We start from the raw sequence: 17,198 nt of genomic DNA on the forward strand, positions 1-17,198 counted from the left end.
CCTTTCGGCGTTCTCAGATCGCGCTGCGCCAGATGTGGTAGGCCTGTCCCACGGAGCGCTCACGCGGCCCCGCCGTGTCGATCCGGTGCCCGGTGTCCCAGTCCGCTTGCCGGGCGGCCAAGGCCGCCGCGATCTCGGCGGTGGCGTCGGAGTTGCCCCCGGCTCTAGCAACGATTCTGTCGGCCATCACGTCAACCGTCGCCGAACACCTGAATTCGACAATCGCCGAGTGCGTGTCCGCCGCGAGACGCCGGGCGCAGGCGCGCATCTGCGGATCACCCCAGGTACCGTCGAGGATCACTGAGTGCCCACTACCCAAGAGCAGGCGGGCTTTGCGCAGCGCCTCCTGGTAGACCGCCACAACGTTGGCACGACTGTAGAGCCCGGAGTCCAAAACGCCGGGCTCCCCGGTGATTACTCCGCAATCGCGTAGCCGCCGGCGCACATCGTCGGTTGAGATCACCTGCGCCCCCACCAGTTCGGCGACCCCGCGGGCCAGGGTCGACTTGCCGGTGCCCGGATTGCCACCGACCAGCGCCAACCGGACCGTAGCGTGCTGTAGGTGTTGGGTGGCGATGATCAGGTGGCGCACGGCGTCCGCAGCGGCCTCCGGTTTGCCCTGGGAGAATCGCACGCACTCGACTTTCGCGCGCACCACCGCGCGATAAGCAATGTAGAAGTCGCGCAGCGACGCCGGGGCGGTATCACCCGAACGCACCGCATAGCCGGCCAGGAAGTAGTCCCCAAGATCTTTGCGGCCCAAGAACTCCAGATCCATGGCCAAAAAGGCGGCGTCGTCGATGCGGTCGAGGTAGCGAAGCTCGTCTTCGAACTCCAAGCAATCCAGCAGCGCCGGTTCGCCATCCACCAAGAAGATGTCATCGGCCAGTAGATCCGCGTGGCCGTCTACAATACAACCTTCTTTGATCCGGCCGGCGAACAAAACCTCGCGCCCGGAAACGAATTCGTCGACCATGTGTTCAATCCGCCGAATCACATCCCCGGAGACCACTTTGTCCGCGTGGTGGCGAAGTTCGGCCAGGTTTTCGTGCCAACGCCGCGCCACCGCACCGACCTCGCCTTGAGTATCGATGCACCGGTTACGCTGTGCGCGCTGGTGAAACCGGGCCAACACCTCAGCGATCGCGTCCAGGGCACCCTCGACCGGCAGGCCGGCGGTCACCATCGACGCCAGCCGCTGCTTGTCGCGGTAACGCCGCATGACGACGACCGGTTCGGCGTGCCCGCCGCTTGGATCGCTGAGATGGGCAATGCCCAAGTAGCTCTGCGCGGCCAGCCGACTATTCAACTCGAATTCCCGGATACAGGCGCGCTCACGCTGTTCCGCCGTGCGGAAGTCGCAGAAATCCGTCACCACAGGCTTTTTCGCCTTGAACGCCCGGTCGCCGGCCAACACAACCACTGCGGTGTGGGTTTCGCGCACATCGATGAAAGGCTCATCTGTCACAGGATGGGCGTCACACGTGCCGTCGTTGGTCGGTGAGTCCATGGCGGTAGCCAAGCCAAGTAGTCACGACTGCCGTGCCACGATCACTGGCACCCGCGCGGCGTGTAAGACCGCGTTACTGACCGACCCCAGAAGCATGCCGGTCAAGCCACCTCGGCCATGACTGCCAACGACGACAAGCTGGGCGGACGCCGACTTTTGCACCAGCTTCCGCGCCGGGCGATCGCAAACGACAACCCGGCTCACCGGCACATCGGGATAGCGTTCTTGCCAACCTGCCAAGCGTTCGGCGAGACTAAGCTCCGCTTCCTGCTGTACAGCCGAGAAGTCCAAACCCGGAAGTTCCACCACTTCGACGTCACTCCACGCGTGCACGGCGATCAGTTCGACGCCGCGGCGCGACGCCTCGTCAAATGCCACCGCCGTCGCAAGCTCCGAAACCGGCGAACCGTCGATTCCCACCAGCACGGGAGCGTGCTGCGGATCAGGGATCACCGCATCATCGCTGTGGATGACCGCGACCGGGCACCCGGCGCGTCGCACCAGGCTCGAGCTGACCGAACCGAGCAAGCCTCGGGCCAGCGCTCCCCGGCCCGAGCTGCCCAACACCACCATCTCTGCCTCGTTGGAGATTTCAACCATGGTAGGTACCGGCGTGGAAAATACGAGCTCGCTCTTTACGCTGAGCTTTCGATCCGCTCCAACCGCCTCTTTGGCGAGCTTGACGGCGTTGGCGACGATCTGGCGACCCTCGTCCTCCTGCCAAACCCCCCAGGTCTCCGGATACGGCATCGGCGGCCACGTCGCTACATCGGCGTTCACCACGTGGACCACGGTCAGCGGAATGTTCCTCATCGCCGCATCGGTGGCACCCCAACAGGCGGCGGCATCCGATTCGAGCGAACCATCTACCCCGACGACAACTCCGTGCTGCTTGCGGGGTTTAGACATCTCATTCTCCCTTCGCCTCGAGCAACGCTATGAACCGGGACAGTCACCGGTCATGAGGCTTTAGTCCCCAATCGGACGGCCAACCGACCATGATTGGATTCGACGCCCGAATCCAAGCGTGCGCTGTGGCATCGTCGTCAATGTGACCGGACCGCCGCCCACCATCGACCGGCGCTACCACGACGCTGTCATCGTCGGCCTCGACAACGTGGTCGACAAGGCCACGCGAGTGCACGCCGCGGCATGGACGAAGTTCTTGGATGACTACCTCACCCGACGACCCCAGCGGACCGGCGAAGACCATTGCCCCCTCACCCACGACGACTACCGCCGCTTCTTGGCCGGCAAACCCGACGGTGTAGCCGACTTCTTGGCCGCCCGCGGAATCAGGCTGCCGCCGGGCTCCCCGACTGATCTCACCGACGACACCGTGTACGGGCTGCAAAACCTCGAGCGCCAGACATTCCTGCAACTGTTGAACACCGGTGTCCCCGAGGGCAAGTCGATTGCCTCGTTCGCACGTCGGCTGCAGGTTGCCGGTGTCCGCGTGGCCGCCCACACCTCCCACCGTAACTACGGGCACACGCTGGATGCCACCGGCCTGGCAGAAGTGTTTGCCGTCTTTGTCGACGGCGCCGTCACCGCCGAGCTCGGGCTACCGGCCGAGCCTAACCCGGCCGGCCTGATCGAGACGGCGAAGCGGCTGGGAGCAAACCCCGGTCGCTGTGTGGTCATCGACAGCTGCCAGACCGGTCTGCGCGCCGGCCGGAACGGCGGATTCGCGCTGGTGATTGCCGTCGACGCGCACGGCGATGCCGAGAACCTGCTGTCCAGCGGAGCCGACGCCGTGGTCGCAGACCTGGCCGCTGTCACGGTGGGAAGCGGCGACGCCGCCATCTCCACGATTCCCGACGCCCTGCAGGTCTACAGCCAATTGAAAAGACTACTGACCGGCCGACGACCAGCGGTGTTTCTCGATTTCGACGGCACGTTATCCGATATCGTCGAGCGCCCCGAAGCGGCAACGCTCGTCGACGGCGCAGCAGAAGCGTTGCGAGCGCTGGCGGCCCAGTGTCCGGTGGCGGTGATAAGCGGACGCGACCTGGCCGACGTTCGCAACCGGGTCAAAGTCGACGGGCTGTGGCTGGCCGGCAGCCACGGCTTCGAATTAGTGGCGCCAGACGGCAGCCATCACCAAAACGCCGCCGCCACTGCAGCTATCGACGGATTGGCCGAGGCGGCAGCGCAATTGGCCGACGCACTCCGCGAAATCGCCGGAGCAGTAGTGGAACACAAACGCTTCGCAGTCGCAGTGCACTATCGCAACGTTGCCGACGACAGCGTCGACAACCTGATTGCGGCGGTGCGCCGACTCGGACACGCAGCAGGGCTGCGTGTCACCACCGGCCGCAAAGTCGTCGAGCTTCGCCCGGATATAGCCTGGGACAAGGGCAAAGCACTCGATTGGATCGGTGAGCGGCTCGGCCCGGCCGAAGTCGGCCCCGACCTACGGTTGCCGATCTACATCGGCGACGACCTTACCGACGAAGATGCCTTTGATGCCGTGCGTTTCACCGGTGTCGGGATTGTGGTGCGCCACAACGAACACGGTGATCGACGGTCTGCCGCTACCTTTCGTCTCGAATGTCCTTACACCGTTTGCCAATTCCTCTCCCAGCTGGCTTGCGATCTGCAGGAGGCAGTGCAGCACGACGATCCGTGGACTCTGGTCTTCCACGGCTACGACCCCGGCCAGGAGCGGCTGCGTGAAGCGCTGTGCGCGGTGGGCAACGGCTACCTGGGTTCGCGGGGCTGCGCACCCGAATCAGCGGAAAGCGAGGCACATTACCCGGGCACCTATGTGGCCGGGGTGTACAACCAGCTCACTGACCACATCGAAGGGTGCACCGTTGACAACGAAAGCCTGGTCAACCTCCCCAACTGGTTGTCGCTGACCTTCCGTATCGACGGCGGAGCATGGTTCAACGTCGATACGGTCGAGTTGTTGTCCTACCGGCAGACGTTCGACCTACGCCGTGCCACGTTGACCCGCAGCTTGCGATTCCGAGACGCCGGCGGACGAGTGACCACGATGACCCAGGAGCGGTTCGCGTCCATGAACCGGCCCAACCTGGTCGCACTGCAAACTCGGATTGAATCCGAAAATTGGTCGGGCACAGTTGATTTCCGGTCACTAGTCGACGGAGGTGTGCATAACACCCTGGTGGACCGCTATCGGCAACTATCCAGCCAACACCTTACCACCGCCGAGATAGAAGTCCTGGCGGACTCGGTGTTGTTGCGCACCCAGACGTCGCAATCGGGTATCGCGATCGCGGTCGCCGCTCGCAGTACCCTGTGGCGCGATGGCCAACGGGTCGACGCGCAATATCGGGTCGCCAGGGACACCAACCGCGGCGGCCATGACATCCAGGTCACCCTGTCAGCGGGGCAATCGGTCACGCTGGAAAAGGTCGCGACGATCTTCACGAGCCGGGACGCCGCGACATTGACAGCGGCAATAAGCGCACAGCGCTGTCTAGGTGAGGCCGGTCGCTATGCCGAGCTCTGTCAACAGCACGTCCGCGCGTGGGCACGGCTGTGGGAACGATGCGCCATCGATTTGACCGGCAACACCGAGGAATTGCGGCTCGTGCGACTGCACCTACTGCACCTGCTACAGACCATTTCGCCGCATACCGCTGAGCTCGACGCCGGGGTCCCAGCGCGCGGGCTGAACGGAGAGGCCTACCGCGGGCATGTCTTCTGGGATGCGCTGTTCGTCGCTCCGGTGCTCAGCCTGCGGATGCCGAAGGTGGCGCGATCGCTGCTGGACTATCGGTACCGACGACTACCCGCGGCCCGCCGAGCGGCGCACCGGGCGGGCCACCTTGGCGCGATGTATCCCTGGCAGTCGGGCAGCGACGGAAGCGAAGTGAGTCAGCAGCTGCACCTCAATCCACGGTCCGGGCGGTGGACTCCCGATCCCAGTGATCGTGCCCATCACGTCGGTCTAGCGGTTGCCTACAACGCGTGGCACTACTACCAAGTGACCGGTGACCGCCAGTATCTCGTCGACTGCGGGGCAGAGCTGCTGGTTGAGATCGCACGCTTCTGGGTAGGCCTGGCCAAGTTGGATGACAGTCGCGGCCGCTACCTGATCCGGGGAGTAATCGGTCCCGACGAATTCCATTCGGGGTATCCCGGCAACGAGTACGACGGAATAGACAACAATGCGTACACCAACGTGATGGCGGTATGGGTGATCCTGCGGGCAATGGAGGCGCTGGACCTGCTACCGCTGACCGATCGCCGCCATCTGATCGAAAAGCTCGGGCTGACAACGCAGGAGCGCGACCAATGGGACGACGTGAGCCGACGCATGTTCGTTCCATTCCACGACGGCGTGATCAGCCAGTTCGAGGGCTATTCGGAACTGGCGGAACTGGATTGGGATCACTATCGGCACCGATACGGAAACATCCAACGACTCGACCGGATCCTGGAAGCCGAGGGCGACAGCGTGAACAACTACCAGGCGTCCAAGCAAGCCGACGCGCTGATGCTGCTCTACCTGCTGTCTTCCGACGAGCTGATCGGCCTGTTGGCCCGGCTTGGCTACCGCTTCGCGCCCACACAAATCCCAGGCACCGTGGATTACTATCTTGCCCGCACCTCGGATGGATCTACCCTGAGCGCTGTCGTGCATGCGTGGGTTCTCGCCCGCGCCAACCGGAGCAATGCCATGGAGTACTTCCGTCAGGTCCTGCGCTCCGATATCGCCGACGTCCAGGGCGGCACAACCCAGGAAGGAATTCACCTGGCGGCCATGGCTGGCAGCATCGACCTGCTGCAGCGTTGCTATTCCGGATTGGAACTGCGCGACGACCGGCTGGTGTTGAGCCCGCAATGGCCGGAAGCACTTGGACCACTTGAGTTTCCGTTTGTGTACCGCCGCCACCAGCTGAGCCTGCGAATCAGTGGCCGAAGCGCCACATTGACCGCAGAAAGTGGAGACGCCGAGCCAATTGAGGTCGAATGCCGTGGCCACGTGCAGCGGCTACGGTGCGGGCACACCATCGAAGTCGGTTGCAGCAGGTGACCAATGTCGCACATGGTGGGTCGACGATCTCTCCTGGAAAGGACGGCCGGCCGCGGTCTCCCTTATTGCGTTGGGTGTTGTGTGCTCGTCGCCTGCGACTAAGGGCACTCCACCGGGATAGCCGCGACCAGAGGCGTGTCGACTCCGATCGGGCCCACCGCTGCGGCACCACCCGGCGAACCCAGCGGAGCCACTCGGCCCGGCAGGACTTGGTGGAAAAAGGCGGCGTTGTCCCCCAGATGCTGGTGTTGATCGTCGGGTAGATCGCCTTCCCAGTAGATCGCCTCGACGCGGCAGGCCGGTTTGCACGCACCACAATCCACGCACTCGTCGGGGTTGATGTAGAGCATTCGGGCGCCCTCATAGATACAGTCGACCGGACACTCCTGCACACAGGACTTGTCCATCACATCCACGCACTCACTACCGATCACATAGGTCACAAACGGCAAGCTACCGGCCCGATGCCGAGGATCGCGCCTATCCAAAGACCCCTACCGGAAAGGACCAAAGGCCTTATTCGTCAAGTTCGTCACTGGCACGTCGACGCGGGGTGCAAGAAAACCGGGGCGGTTCACCCGACCGCCAGCGGGATTCACGCTCCCCCAGGCCATAAACTTACGATAGCCCGTCATTTCAAGAGCGCGAGAAGTTCATCGACACTCCCGGTGGTCAAGATCTGATCCGCGGGAACCGCAACGACCGTGTCGCTCAAGGGAAAGCGGTGTTCGCCAGGGTAGACGATTGCCAACCTCGCCAGTTGGAGGTCGACAAGAGCCGAGCGCATCGACCGGGAAATCGACGGTGTAGACGTCCGCTTGATCTCGAATCCATAGGGACGGCCAGATAATTCGACATAGAGATCGAGTTCGGCGTCTTGCTGGGTGCGCCAGTAATACAGCGGATTCGGGGCGAGCAGGGCCGCAAGCTGCTCGAGCACGAACCCCTCCCAGCTCGCGCCGAGCTTCGGATTGCGTTCGAGGGCAAGCCGATCGTCGATACCGAGCAACCTGTGCAACAAACCGGTGTCCCGGATGTAGATCTTGGGTGATCGGCGTTGTCGCTTTCCGATGTTGGCGAACCAGGGCGTCAGCTGACGGACGACGAGTGCATCGGTGAGCGCATCGAGGTATCGCCGCGCCGTCGTCTGAGCAACGTCGAGTGAGCGGGCAAGTTCTGCGCCGCTGAAGAGCTGGCCATGGTAGTGGGCGAGCATCGTCCACGCGCGCCGCATCGTCGCGGCCGGAATGCGCACACCAAGCTGGGCGAGATCGCGCTCCAGAAACGTGGTGATGTAGCCGTCGCGCCACGCCGCGGAGTCCTCGTTGGAGCGTGCCGTGAACGAGGGCGGTAGACCCCCACGCAACCAGAGGCGATCGGCGGCCGAGGATCCGACGTCGCGGACCGTCAGGCCGGACAACTCCACCAACTCGACGCGTCCGGCCAAACTTTCGGACGCCAGCCCGACAAGATCGGGTGAGGCGCTACCCAGGATAAGAAACCGGGCCGGCATGACAGGCCTGTCGACGAGCACGCGTAGGACCGGAAACAGATCCGGAATCCGTTGCGCCTCGTCGATCGTGATCAACCCGCTAAGGCCGGATAAAGCCAACATCGGGTCGGCAAGCCGTGTCGCGTCGACGGGATTTTCGGCGTCAAACGTACATTCGGGTGCGGACTTGCCCACCAGCCGGCTAAGGGTGGTCTTGCCGGCTTGACGAGGTCCGGTAAGCAACACCACCGGCGCTCGGTGTAGCGCGCGTCGCAACCGCGCGGCGGCGTCGCGGCGTTCGATCAACATGCATGAAATTCTAGCGGTAGGCGCTGATATTTCATGGTTAGCCGCCCCCGGGAGACTCGGTGGTGGGTCCCACACGCCTAGAAAGTCGCCGGCGATAACGACCGGCCAGGTCAGCGGGGTTGGCCGCAGCCCGATAAGGCTCTCGATCTCGTCCATCAGGCATGCTCCACATCGCCTGCACCAGGGCAAAGCTGCACCGGTCGTGCGAGCCGGTTAGCAAATAGCACGTTCATACACATAAATGTGTATAGTGGTGTTGTGTCACGGACCAACATCGAGATCGACGACGAACTCGTGGCCGCCGCACAGCGGATGTACCGACTCGATTCCAAGCGAAGTGCCGTCGACCTCGCGCTGCGCCGGCTCGTGGGTGAACCGTTGGGCCGCGATGAGGCTTTGGCGCTGCAGGGCAGCGGTTTCGACTTCAGCAACGATGAGATCGAATCGTTCTCGGATACGGACCGCAAGCTCGCCGACGAGTCGTAGATGATCGTCGACACCTCGGTCTGGATCGCATATCTCTCCACGTCAGAGTCGTTGGCCAGTCGCTGGCTAGCCGATCGCATTGCCGCTGACTCGACGGTGATCGTGCCCGAGGTGGTGATGATGGAGCTGCTGATCGGTAAGACCGATGAGGACACCGCCGCACTGCGCCGACGGCTCCTGCAGCGATTCGCTATCGAACCGCTGGCCCCGGTCCGCGACGCGGAAGATGCCGCCGCCATTCACCGGCGCTGTCGTCGCGGCGGCGACACCGTACGCAGCCTGATCGATTGCCAGGTGGCCGCGATGGCGTTGCGGATCGGGGTCGCCGTGGCGCATCGTGATCGCGACTACGAGGCGATCCGCACACATTGCGGACTACGCACCGAGCCGTTGTTCTGACTGCGGACACCCGGACGATTTCGTGTCTCACATCTGACCCGTGGCCGTCGTCGTCCGCCGCCGGGTACATCGACATAGTGGACCAGGGAACATCGCCAGCGCATGAGTGAGCGCGGATACCACCCGGTCCGGGGACGCGTTGGCGCTGGCCGAAGCCGACCGGCCCAGCGATGACATCGACTTCAAGGACGTTCGGCTTTCAGCGCGACGATCATCCGCCTCAGGCTGTCGCGGGTCGCTTGCAGCGCGGCCGGGTCTACGGCGTCAGCAAGTCGGTTGTTGACGACGATGGCGCGTTCGGTGATTGCCTGGAGAACGCGGCGACCATTCTCGGTTAGCACCAGCAGTGGTGATGTGCGGTGGTCGGGGTTGTGTCTGAGCTCGGCCAAGCCGCAAACGACCAGATCGTTGGCCACTCGCTGCACCCCCTGACGGGTAACACCAAGGCGGCGAGCGGCTTGGGGCACGGTCAGCGCTCGATCGGAGACCACGCTCAGCAGCTGCCATCGCGCCTGCGTGTGCCCCTCTCTGGCAGCGACCACCTCACCTGAGCGCCGTAGCAGGCCAGCGAGCTCGAATACGTCTGCTACCAGCCGAGCGATCTCATCGGACATCCCGCCTCCAACTTTGACAATATATTGTCATCATGGTTCGATGCTGTCAAAATCGAAACGGTCCTGTCGTCGTCGTGAAACCCTTCGCATCGGAGAAAAGATGAGCGCTCCAATTACGAATCTTCAAGCCGCACAGCGTGATGCCATCATGAACCGACCAGCGGTCAACGGCTTCCCCCATCTGGCCGAGACGCTGCGCCGCGCCGGTGTCCGAACCAATACCTGGTGGCTACCGGCGATGCAAAGCCTGTACGAGACTGATTACGGTCCAGTCCTTGACCAAGGCGTGCCCCTGATCGACGGCGTGGCCGAGGTCCCGGCATTCGACCGCACGGCCCTCGTCACTGCGCTGCGCGCCGATCAGGCGGGTCAGACGTCTTTCCGAGAGTTCGCCGCGGCAGCCTGGCGAGCCGGTGTGCTCCGCTACGTCGTGGACCTCGAGAACCGCACCTGCACCTACTTCGGCCTGCATGATCAGACGTATATGGAGCACTACGCGGCAGTGGAGCCTTCCGGTGGTGCCCCTACGAGTTGAGCTGCGCCCGTCGCAGCGACATTCCAGCAGACCGCGACGTCAGTCTTGGGCGGCCTGACTATCGCGATGATCCGTCGCCCGCTCATCAACCCGGTTCGTGGTCAAGACTTTTCACCGGGGCGACGTTTCCTGGGGCTAGTAAGGCGGTTGCCGATCTTCGTGAAGCGGCGGTGTCCGAGACCCACGACACCAAGGACGTGTTAGCCGCTTTGGCCGCGCGCAAGTCCCCGGTGCGACCTTTCTGATGCGATCGACGATGTAGGTGGGATCTCGTGCTCTCCGCACCAGTCGTTGGGATCCTGGGCGATTCCGGACGCTTTGTCGGTGGTGACGCGGTCGATGATCCAGCCTAGCGCCGAACCCGAGCCGAGCAGGCAACGCCCGGCCCCAAGTGGTGCGCACCGCCGCCGTGGATCTTGATGGGAGCACGCGAAGCTCACTGGTGCACCATCCTTGTGTCGGTGACCTTGGATGGATTGCCGATGCACCCAAGGCGCCGCTGGGTTATCGCCCTGCTCGCTCGACAGCCGTGATGTCCACGATGAGTTCTGCGGAGTCCGGCGGTAGCCCCGGACGCGCCGACCGTCGACAGGACTGAGCGCCGACGAGCGCCGAACAGTGAGCGGCCCAAACCACTACCCTGCCCGACGAGCCGCGGAACGGCGTCACGGGTGGAATCGATTGGGCGCGAGATGATCACGCGGCGTCGATCGTCGATGCGCGTGGGCGCGAGGTTCGCCGCGCCACGATCGAGCACAACGCCGCCGGACTGCGCGAGCTGCTCGAGCTGCTGAGCCGGGCCGGTGCCCGCGAGGTCGCCATCGAACGCCCGGACGGCCCGGTCGTGGATACCCTGCTCGAGGCCGGGATCACGGTGGTGGTGATCAGCCCCAACCAGCTGAAGAATCTGCGCGGTCGTTACGGCTCGGCTGGCAACAAGGACGACCGGTTCGACGCGTTCGTGCTCGCCGACACGTTGCGCACCGACCGGTCCCGGCTGCGCCCCCTGCTGCCCGACACCCCGGCCACGGCCACCCTGCGCCGGACCTGCCGCCCCCGCAAAGACCTCGTCGCCCACCGGGTTGCGTTGGCCAATCAGCTGCGCGCGCACCTGCGCGTCGTCTTTCCGGGTGTGGTCGGGTTGTTCGCTGACCTTGACTCGCCGATCAGCCTCGCGTTTTTGACGTTTTTGCCCCGTTTCGACTGCCAGGACCGCGCGGACTGGCTGTCGGTCAAGCGCCTGGCCGGCTGGCTGGCCGCCGCTGGCTACTGCGGCCGTGCTCCACGACCGGCTCACCGGTGCCCCGCGCGGCGCCACCGGTGACGAGGGTGCCGCCAACGCCCACATCACCCGGGCCATGGTCGCCGCGCTCACCAGCGTCGCGACCCAGATCAAGACGCTCGACGCGCAGATCGCCGAACAGCTCTCCTTGCACGCCGACGCGCATATCTTCACCTCCCTGCCCCGCTCCGGCACCGTCCGCGCCGCCCGGCTGCTCGCCGAGATCGGGGACTGCCGAGCCCGTTTCCCCACGCCCGAATCGTTGGCCTGCCTGGCTGGCGTCGCCCCCTCCACCCGTCAGTCCGGCAAAGTCAAACACGTCGGATTCCGTTGGGCCGCAGACAAACAACTCCGCGACGCCGTCTGCGACTTCGCCGGTGACAGCCGCCGAGCCAACCTCTGGGCCGCCGACCGCTACAACCGCGCCATCGCCCGAGGACACGACCACCCCCACGCCGTGCGCATCCTGGCCCGCGCCTGGCTCTACGCCATCTGGCACTGCTGGCAAGACGGCGCCGCCTACCACCCTGCCAACCATCGCGCCCTCCAGGCACTGCTCAACCAAGATCAAGACCGGGCGGCTTGACACAGGGCTACTCATCGGCCTAGCGGGTGGGCGCCACCAGCGGGTAGCACGAACGAAATCCTTGATGCCCCAAACCGTTTAAGCGTTACTGCAGGGTACAGGTACCGAGCGGGACCCGCTGCCGGGCCTAGTTGCTTATCGGTGGTGGTTGCGGCTGGAAGGGTTCATACCACCACCAGTCGGCGCGCTCGCCGGTGGGCCCAGGCCACGGCGCTACCGCCGGCGGCGGCTTCGTCGACGCCCGCGCCAACGATCCCGCGCTCAAAGGTCGGCCCGCGCTGTCGGCGACGGTGAGGTTGTCTGCCGGTCCGGTAATGGTGATCAGGCCCCGATGGTGTGCCCGGTGGTGATACGGGCACACCAGCACCAGGTTGGCCAGCTCGGTGGCCCCACCGTCCTGCCAATGTCGGATGTGGTGGGCGTGCAAACCCCGGGTGGCCCCACAACCGGGAACCACACACGTGCGGTCGCGATGCTCAAGCGCACGACGCAACCGACGATTGATCTGACGAGTCGTTCGACCGCAGCCAATGACCTGCCCGTCACGTTCAAACCAGGCCTCAAAGGTGGCATCACAGAGCAGATATCGGCGTTCGGACTCGCTGAGCAGCGGACCCAGGTGCAGGCCAGCGGCACGCTCCTGCACGTCTAGATGCATCACCACGGTGGTGTGCTGCCCATGTGGCCGACGAGCCACCTCGGCGTCCCAGCCGGCCTCAACCAGACGCAGAAACGCCTCAACATTGCCCGGCAACGGGGGCCGCTGATCCGACACACCGTCGCTGTTGTCGTGATCACGCTTGTACTCGGCGATCAACGCATCCAGATGAGACTGCAACGCCGCATCGAACTTCGCCGCCTCCACGTGCGGAAGCTTGATTCGCCAACAACTGAACTGCTCATCGGCGCTCCTGGTGATCGAGGGCCGCGGTTCCGGCCGAAAATCCGGTTCGGGTTCGGGTCGCGGTTCCAACTTGAGCGCGGTCCGCAGCTGATTCACCGTGGCAACGCCGGCCAACTGCGCATAATGCGCATCCGAACCCTCACCCGCCCGCCCCGCGATCACCCCAACCTGATCCAACGACAACCGCCCCTCCCGCATACCCCGGGCGCAGCGCGGAAACTCCGGCAACCGCCGCGCCACCGTGGCGATCGTGTGGGCGTTGCCTGACGAGCAGCCCATCTTCCAGGCCACCAACCCCGCCACCGACCGCGCCCCCGTCACACCCCACAACCCGTCGCGATCCAGCTCAGCCACGATCTCCACAATGCGCCCATCAATCGCATTGCGCTGACCGGCCAACTCCGCCAACTCCTCAAACAACACCTCCACACGCTCGGCAGGACTGACTACCGCTGCGCCAGACGTCGCGGTCGAGGACATGAGTTCATCATCGCAGCAGGGTCTGACAACTCCGGCCAACCCGAATCCACGCCCGGGGCCGTGCCGTCATCACCCCGCAAAGAGATGCTCGGCTCCGGCTCCGCCCCCGCCGGGGCCAAGGGCACACGAGACAACGAAATCAGCGAACCCACCATGGAAACGCTCAACGGCGTGGGCCGCGAAGCCGGCGAAATGCTGGGAGCAGCTGGTGGACATCGCATAGATAGGCCCCAGACCCAGCCAGCACGGCTCCAACCGTCGACGCGCCTAGCTGCAAAATCGCATGCTTGTCAGCGGATACCGGTATATTTTCCGGTATGTTTTCAGAGCCTTATCCGACCGATGGCGAAGTCATGACGGAACTCGGCGACAAGTTCCTTGCTGCTCTTGTTGGCACCATCAGGGATACGCGCTTCGACATCGCCGACATGCGGAACTGGCGGCCGGGATGGTTTCCGACCATGCATAGCCGGTGTCTGTCCAACCTCATCCACGACAGAATCTGGGCACACCTGGTCACCCTCATCGCGAGCAATCCAGGCACCAGCATCAAGGACAAGGGTGCCACCCGCGAGATTGTGGTTGGCGCACACCTGCGGTTGCGAATCAAACGCCACCACGCAGGTGACGAGATCAGCACCTACCCGACCCGAACCGCCATCGAATTCTGGCAACAGGGCAGCCAGCCCGCCTTCCCGGGGCTGGAAGAGGTTCGCATTGCGGTGGGCTATCGGTGGGACCCTGATACCCGCGAGATCGGAGCCCCCCTGCTGTCGCTTCGCGACGGGAAAGATCACGTCATCTGGGTAGTCGAACTCGACGAGCCTGCGGCCGGCGTGAAGATCACCTGGACCCCGATCGAGCCGACACTACCGTCCATCGACTTCGGTGACTTGGGTGAAGACTCTGGAGCATCGGGGGAACGATGAACGGCCTGGGAGACGTGCTCGCGGTCGCCCGGAAGGCTCGTGGACTCACCCAGATCGAATTGGCCGAGCTGGTGGGACTCACCCAGCCGGCGATCAACCGGTACGAATCAGGCGACCGTGACCCCGACCAACACATCGTGGCCAAGCTGGCCGAAATCCTCGGTGTGACCGACGATCTGCTCATACACGGGAACAGGTTTCGAGGTGCGCTCGCAGTCGATGCGCATATGCGCCGCCACAAGACCACGAAGGCGTCGGCCTGGCGTCAGCTGGAGGCCCGGTTGAACCTGTTGCGCGTGCACGCGTCATTCCTCTTCGAGGAAGTGGCTATCAATAGCGAGCAACATGTGCCCGCGTTCGACCCGGAGTTCACCGCCGCCGAGGACGCCGCCCGGTTAGTCCGTGCCCAGTGGCGCATGCCGATGGGCCCGGTCGTCAACCTGACCCGGTGGATGGAGGCCGCGGGCTGCCTGGTGTTCGAAGAGGACTTCGCCACCCAGCGCATCGACGGGTTGTCGCAGTGGGTCGACGACTACCCCGTCATGCTGATCAACGCCAACGCAGCACCCGACCGAAAACGCTTGACCCTTGCCCACGAACTCGGCCACCTCGTGCTGCATTCCACCAACCCCACGGAGAACATGGAGACCGAAGCCACCGCCTTCGCCGCCGAGTTTCTCATGCCCGAGAGCGAGATTCGGCCCGAGCTGCGTCGGCTCGATCTCGGCAAGTTGCTCGAACTGAAACGGGAATGGGGCGTCTCGATGCAAGCCCTCCTGGCGCGGGCATATCGCATGGGCCTGGTATCGGCCGAGGCTCGCACCAAGCTCTACAAGGCGATGAACGCGCGCGGCTGGAAAACCAAAGAGCCAGGCATCGAGTCCATCGTGCGAGAAAAACCGAGCCTACCCGCCCACATCGGCATGACACTCCGAAGCCGCGGATTCACCGACCAGCAAGCCGCCGCCATCGCCGGATACGCCAATCCTGCGGACAATCCATTCCGCCCCGAAGGTGGCCGCCTCCATGCGATTTGACTTCCGATTGACGCTGGGTTTTCATGCCGACGGCGCCAGGTGCGGTCACACAAGGCGGCCGGAACAGGCATCGATTCTTGGCGACGCCGTTGCTGTACCGATAGCGACTGCCCCGTATCGATCCCAGGGAACGTGACCATGGTCGTAGGGATGACTTGACAGTTTCAACGGGGTGCGACCACCGTTGCGCTCAGAAGGCATACGTTGGTGGAACACGTCGGAAAGCTGGGAGGTGAATCTGATGGCTGGCGACCAAGAGCTGGAACTGCGGTTCGACGTTCCTCTTTACACGCTTGCCGAGGCATCGCGGTACCTGGTGGTTCCCCGCGCCACCCTGGCTACGTGGGCTGACGGCTACGAGCGTCGGCCGGCCAACGCACCGGCGGTCCAGGGGCAACCGATCATCACGGCTCTTCCCCACCCGACCGGCAGTCACGCTCGGCTCCCATTCGTCGGAATCGCCGAGGCGTATGTGTTGAACGCCTTCCGCCGAGCGGGCGTCCCTATGCAGCGGATCCGGCCATCCCTCGACTGGCTAATCAAGAATGTCGGGCCACACGCGCTTGCGTCCCAGGATTTGTGCACGGACGGTGCCGAGGTGCTCTGGCGGTTCGCTGAACGGTCCGGGGAGGGCAGTCCTGATGATCTGGTGGTCAGGGGGCTGATTGTCCCGCGATCCGGGCAGTACGTCTTCAAGGAGATCGTCGAGCACTACCTGCAACAAATCAGCTTTGCCGACGACAACCTGGCTTCGATGATTAGGTTGCCGCAGTACGGCGATGCCAACGTCGTCCTCGATCCACGCCGCGGCTATGGGCAACCGGTGTTCGACGGAAGCGGCGTCCGGGTAGCTGACGTGCTCGGCCCATTGCGCGCCGGCGCGACGTTCCAGGCTGTCGCCGACGACTACGGTGTGACCCCGGACCAGCTTCGAGACGCGCTCGACGCCATTGCAGCCTGATCGGAATCTCCTCGCCGACCTCGATCACATCTTTGTCGACCGGAGTTTGGGCGCTGTGCAAGTCCCGCAACTCCTTCGGGATGCCGGATTCCGGCTGACAACGATGCGGGAGCACTACGGCGAGACGCAGGCTCAGAGTGTCAGCGACCACAAGTGGATCGCAATGACCGCCGAGTGCGGCTGGATTGGATTTCACAAGGATGCCAATATCCGGCGCAACGCCGTCGAGCGACGGACGGTGCTCGACACGGGAGCCCGGCTATTCTGTGTGCCGCGGGCCGACATCCTGGCAGAGCAAGTCGCGGCACGGTATATTGCGTCCCTTGCGGCGATTGCCCGTGCCGCACGATTTCCGGGACCATTCATCTACACGGTTCACCCGAGCAAGATCGTTCGCGTGCTCTAGTCGTTCATCGCTCCGTTAACCGCCGGCGAGGCCGTCGACGATCTTCATGGTCTCGACGCTGACGGTGGTCACCTTCTTGATGAGGTCGACGATGTAGGTGGGATCGTCGTGTTCGTCGCACCAGTCGTTGGGGTCGTTGACGATGCCCGACGCTTTGTCGGTGGTGACGCGGTAGCGCTCGATGATCCAGCCGAGCGCCGAGCGGGAGCGAGCAGGTAGCGCTCGGCCTCGTCGGGAATGCCGGCGATGGTGACGCG

General features: G+C 64.1%; 14 protein-coding genes and 1 other annotated feature. Of the genes, 8 read left to right on the forward strand and 6 right to left on the reverse strand.

Annotated elements, in window-relative coordinates:
* Positions 1–13: 13 nt before the first annotated feature.
* Together Rv2004c and Rv2005c are read right to left on the reverse strand one after the other, a co-directional pair.
* Positions 14–1,510 (reverse strand): hypothetical protein, encoded by a 1,497-nt coding sequence (locus Rv2004c; protein ID NP_216520.1) that lies wholly within the window; start codon positions 1,508–1,510, stop codon positions 14–16.
* A 21-nt stretch (positions 1,511–1,531) separates the two neighbouring features.
* Positions 1,532–2,419, reverse strand: a complete 888-nt coding sequence (locus tag Rv2005c) for a universal stress protein (protein ID NP_216521.1) — start codon at positions 2,417–2,419, stop codon at positions 1,532–1,534.
* Positions 2,420–2,537: 118 nt separating this feature from the next.
* Here Rv2005c and otsB1 point away from each other — a divergent pair, with 118 nt between their 5' ends.
* Positions 2,538–6,521, forward strand: coding sequence for a trehalose-6-phosphate phosphatase OtsB (gene otsB1, locus Rv2006; protein ID YP_177855.1), 3,984 nt, complete (start codon positions 2,538–2,540; stop codon positions 6,519–6,521).
* Between the two features lie 98 nt (positions 6,522–6,619).
* Here the strand turns inward: otsB1 and fdxA are convergent, their stop codons facing one another.
* Entirely contained in the window at positions 6,620–6,964 is a 345-nt protein-coding gene (fdxA, locus tag Rv2007c) for a ferredoxin (protein ID NP_216523.1), read from the reverse strand.
* A 188-nt stretch (positions 6,965–7,152) separates the two neighbouring features.
* Positions 7,153–8,478: a hypothetical protein gene (locus tag Rv2008c; RefSeq protein ID NP_216524.1), complete on the reverse strand. Its 1,326-nt coding sequence runs from the start codon at positions 8,476–8,478 to the stop codon at positions 7,153–7,155.
* Positions 8,479–8,565: 87 nt separating this feature from the next.
* Here Rv2008c and vapB15 point away from each other — a divergent pair, with 87 nt between their 5' ends.
* Positions 8,566–8,808: an antitoxin VapB15 gene (gene vapB15 / locus Rv2009; RefSeq protein ID NP_216525.1), complete on the forward strand. Its 243-nt coding sequence runs from the start codon at positions 8,566–8,568 to the stop codon at positions 8,806–8,808.
* Positions 8,809–9,207, forward strand: a complete 399-nt coding sequence (vapC15, locus tag Rv2010) for a ribonuclease VapC15 (protein ID NP_216526.1) — start codon at positions 8,809–8,811, stop codon at positions 9,205–9,207.
* Positions 9,208–9,389: 182 nt separating this feature from the next.
* Here vapC15 and Rv2011c read toward each other — a convergent pair whose 3' ends face one another.
* Positions 9,390–9,821 carry a hypothetical protein gene (locus Rv2011c; protein ID NP_216527.1) on the reverse strand — a complete coding sequence of 144 codons (432 nt, stop codon included), beginning with the start codon at positions 9,819–9,821 and terminating at the stop codon, positions 9,390–9,392.
* Between the two features lie 40 nt (positions 9,822–9,861).
* Between Rv2011c and Rv2012 the strand changes: the two genes are divergently transcribed.
* Positions 9,862–10,356 carry a hypothetical protein gene (locus Rv2012; protein ID NP_216528.1) on the forward strand — a complete coding sequence of 165 codons (495 nt, stop codon included), beginning with the start codon at positions 9,862–9,864 and terminating at the stop codon, positions 10,354–10,356.
* A 622-nt stretch (positions 10,357–10,978) separates the two neighbouring features.
* Positions 10,979–12,206 (forward strand) — a mobile genetic element (IS1607, len: 1228 nt. Vestigial Insertion sequence element, IS1607.).
* A gap of 145 nt (positions 12,207–12,351) precedes the next feature.
* Here Rv2012 and Rv2015c read toward each other — a convergent pair.
* Positions 12,352–13,608, reverse strand: coding sequence for a hypothetical protein (locus Rv2015c; protein NP_216531.1), 1,257 nt, complete (start codon positions 13,606–13,608; stop codon positions 12,352–12,354).
* Between the two features lie 353 nt (positions 13,609–13,961).
* Here Rv2015c and Rv2016 point away from each other — a divergent pair, with 353 nt between their 5' ends.
* The 4 genes from Rv2016 to Rv2019 all read left to right on the forward strand — a co-directional run bounded on the left by Rv2016 (position 13,962) and on the right by Rv2019 (position 16,941).
* A complete protein-coding gene (locus Rv2016; RefSeq protein ID NP_216532.1) occupies positions 13,962–14,537 on the forward strand; it encodes a hypothetical protein in 576 nt (191 codons plus the stop codon).
* On the forward strand, positions 14,534–15,574 hold the full coding sequence (locus Rv2017) for a transcriptional regulator (RefSeq protein NP_216533.1): 1,041 nt from the start codon (positions 14,534–14,536) through the stop codon (positions 15,572–15,574). The genes Rv2016 and Rv2017 overlap by 4 nt, the downstream gene beginning before the upstream one ends.
* Before the next feature lie 241 nt (positions 15,575–15,815).
* On the forward strand, positions 15,816–16,535 hold the full coding sequence (locus Rv2018) for a hypothetical protein (protein NP_216534.1): 720 nt from the start codon (positions 15,816–15,818) through the stop codon (positions 16,533–16,535).
* Positions 16,525–16,941: a hypothetical protein gene (locus Rv2019; RefSeq protein ID NP_216535.1), complete on the forward strand. Its 417-nt coding sequence runs from the start codon at positions 16,525–16,527 to the stop codon at positions 16,939–16,941. The genes Rv2018 and Rv2019 overlap by 11 nt, the downstream gene beginning before the upstream one ends.
* Positions 16,942–17,198 lie beyond the last annotated feature (257 nt).

The organism is Mycobacterium tuberculosis H37Rv, from assembly GCF_000195955.2.
GTDB classification, from domain to species: Bacteria; Actinomycetota; Actinomycetes; order Mycobacteriales; family Mycobacteriaceae; genus Mycobacterium; species Mycobacterium tuberculosis.

Coding starts and splice junctions, on each gene's coding strand:
- Rv2004c (NP_216520.1), bottom strand. CDS start 1,510: ATGGACTCACCGACCAACGACGGCACGTGTGACGCCCATCCTGTGACA.
- Rv2005c (NP_216521.1), bottom strand. CDS start 2,419: ATGTCTAAACCCCGCAAGCAGCACGGAGTTGTCGTCGGGGTAGATGGT.
- Rv2008c (NP_216524.1), bottom strand. CDS start 8,478: ATGGACGAGATCGAGAGCCTTATCGGGCTGCGGCCAACCCCGCTGACC.
- vapC15 (NP_216526.1), top strand. CDS start 8,809: ATGATCGTCGACACCTCGGTCTGGATCGCATATCTCTCCACGTCAGAG.
- Rv2011c (NP_216527.1), bottom strand. CDS start 9,821: ATGTCCGATGAGATCGCTCGGCTGGTAGCAGACGTATTCGAGCTCGCT.
- Rv2012 (NP_216528.1), top strand. CDS start 9,862: ATGCTGTCAAAATCGAAACGGTCCTGTCGTCGTCGTGAAACCCTTCGC.
- Rv2015c (NP_216531.1), bottom strand. CDS start 13,608: ATGTCCTCGACCGCGACGTCTGGCGCAGCGGTAGTCAGTCCTGCCGAG.
- Rv2016 (NP_216532.1), top strand. CDS start 13,962: ATGACGGAACTCGGCGACAAGTTCCTTGCTGCTCTTGTTGGCACCATC.
- Rv2017 (NP_216533.1), top strand. CDS start 14,534: ATGAACGGCCTGGGAGACGTGCTCGCGGTCGCCCGGAAGGCTCGTGGA.
- Rv2018 (NP_216534.1), top strand. CDS start 15,816: ATGGCTGGCGACCAAGAGCTGGAACTGCGGTTCGACGTTCCTCTTTAC.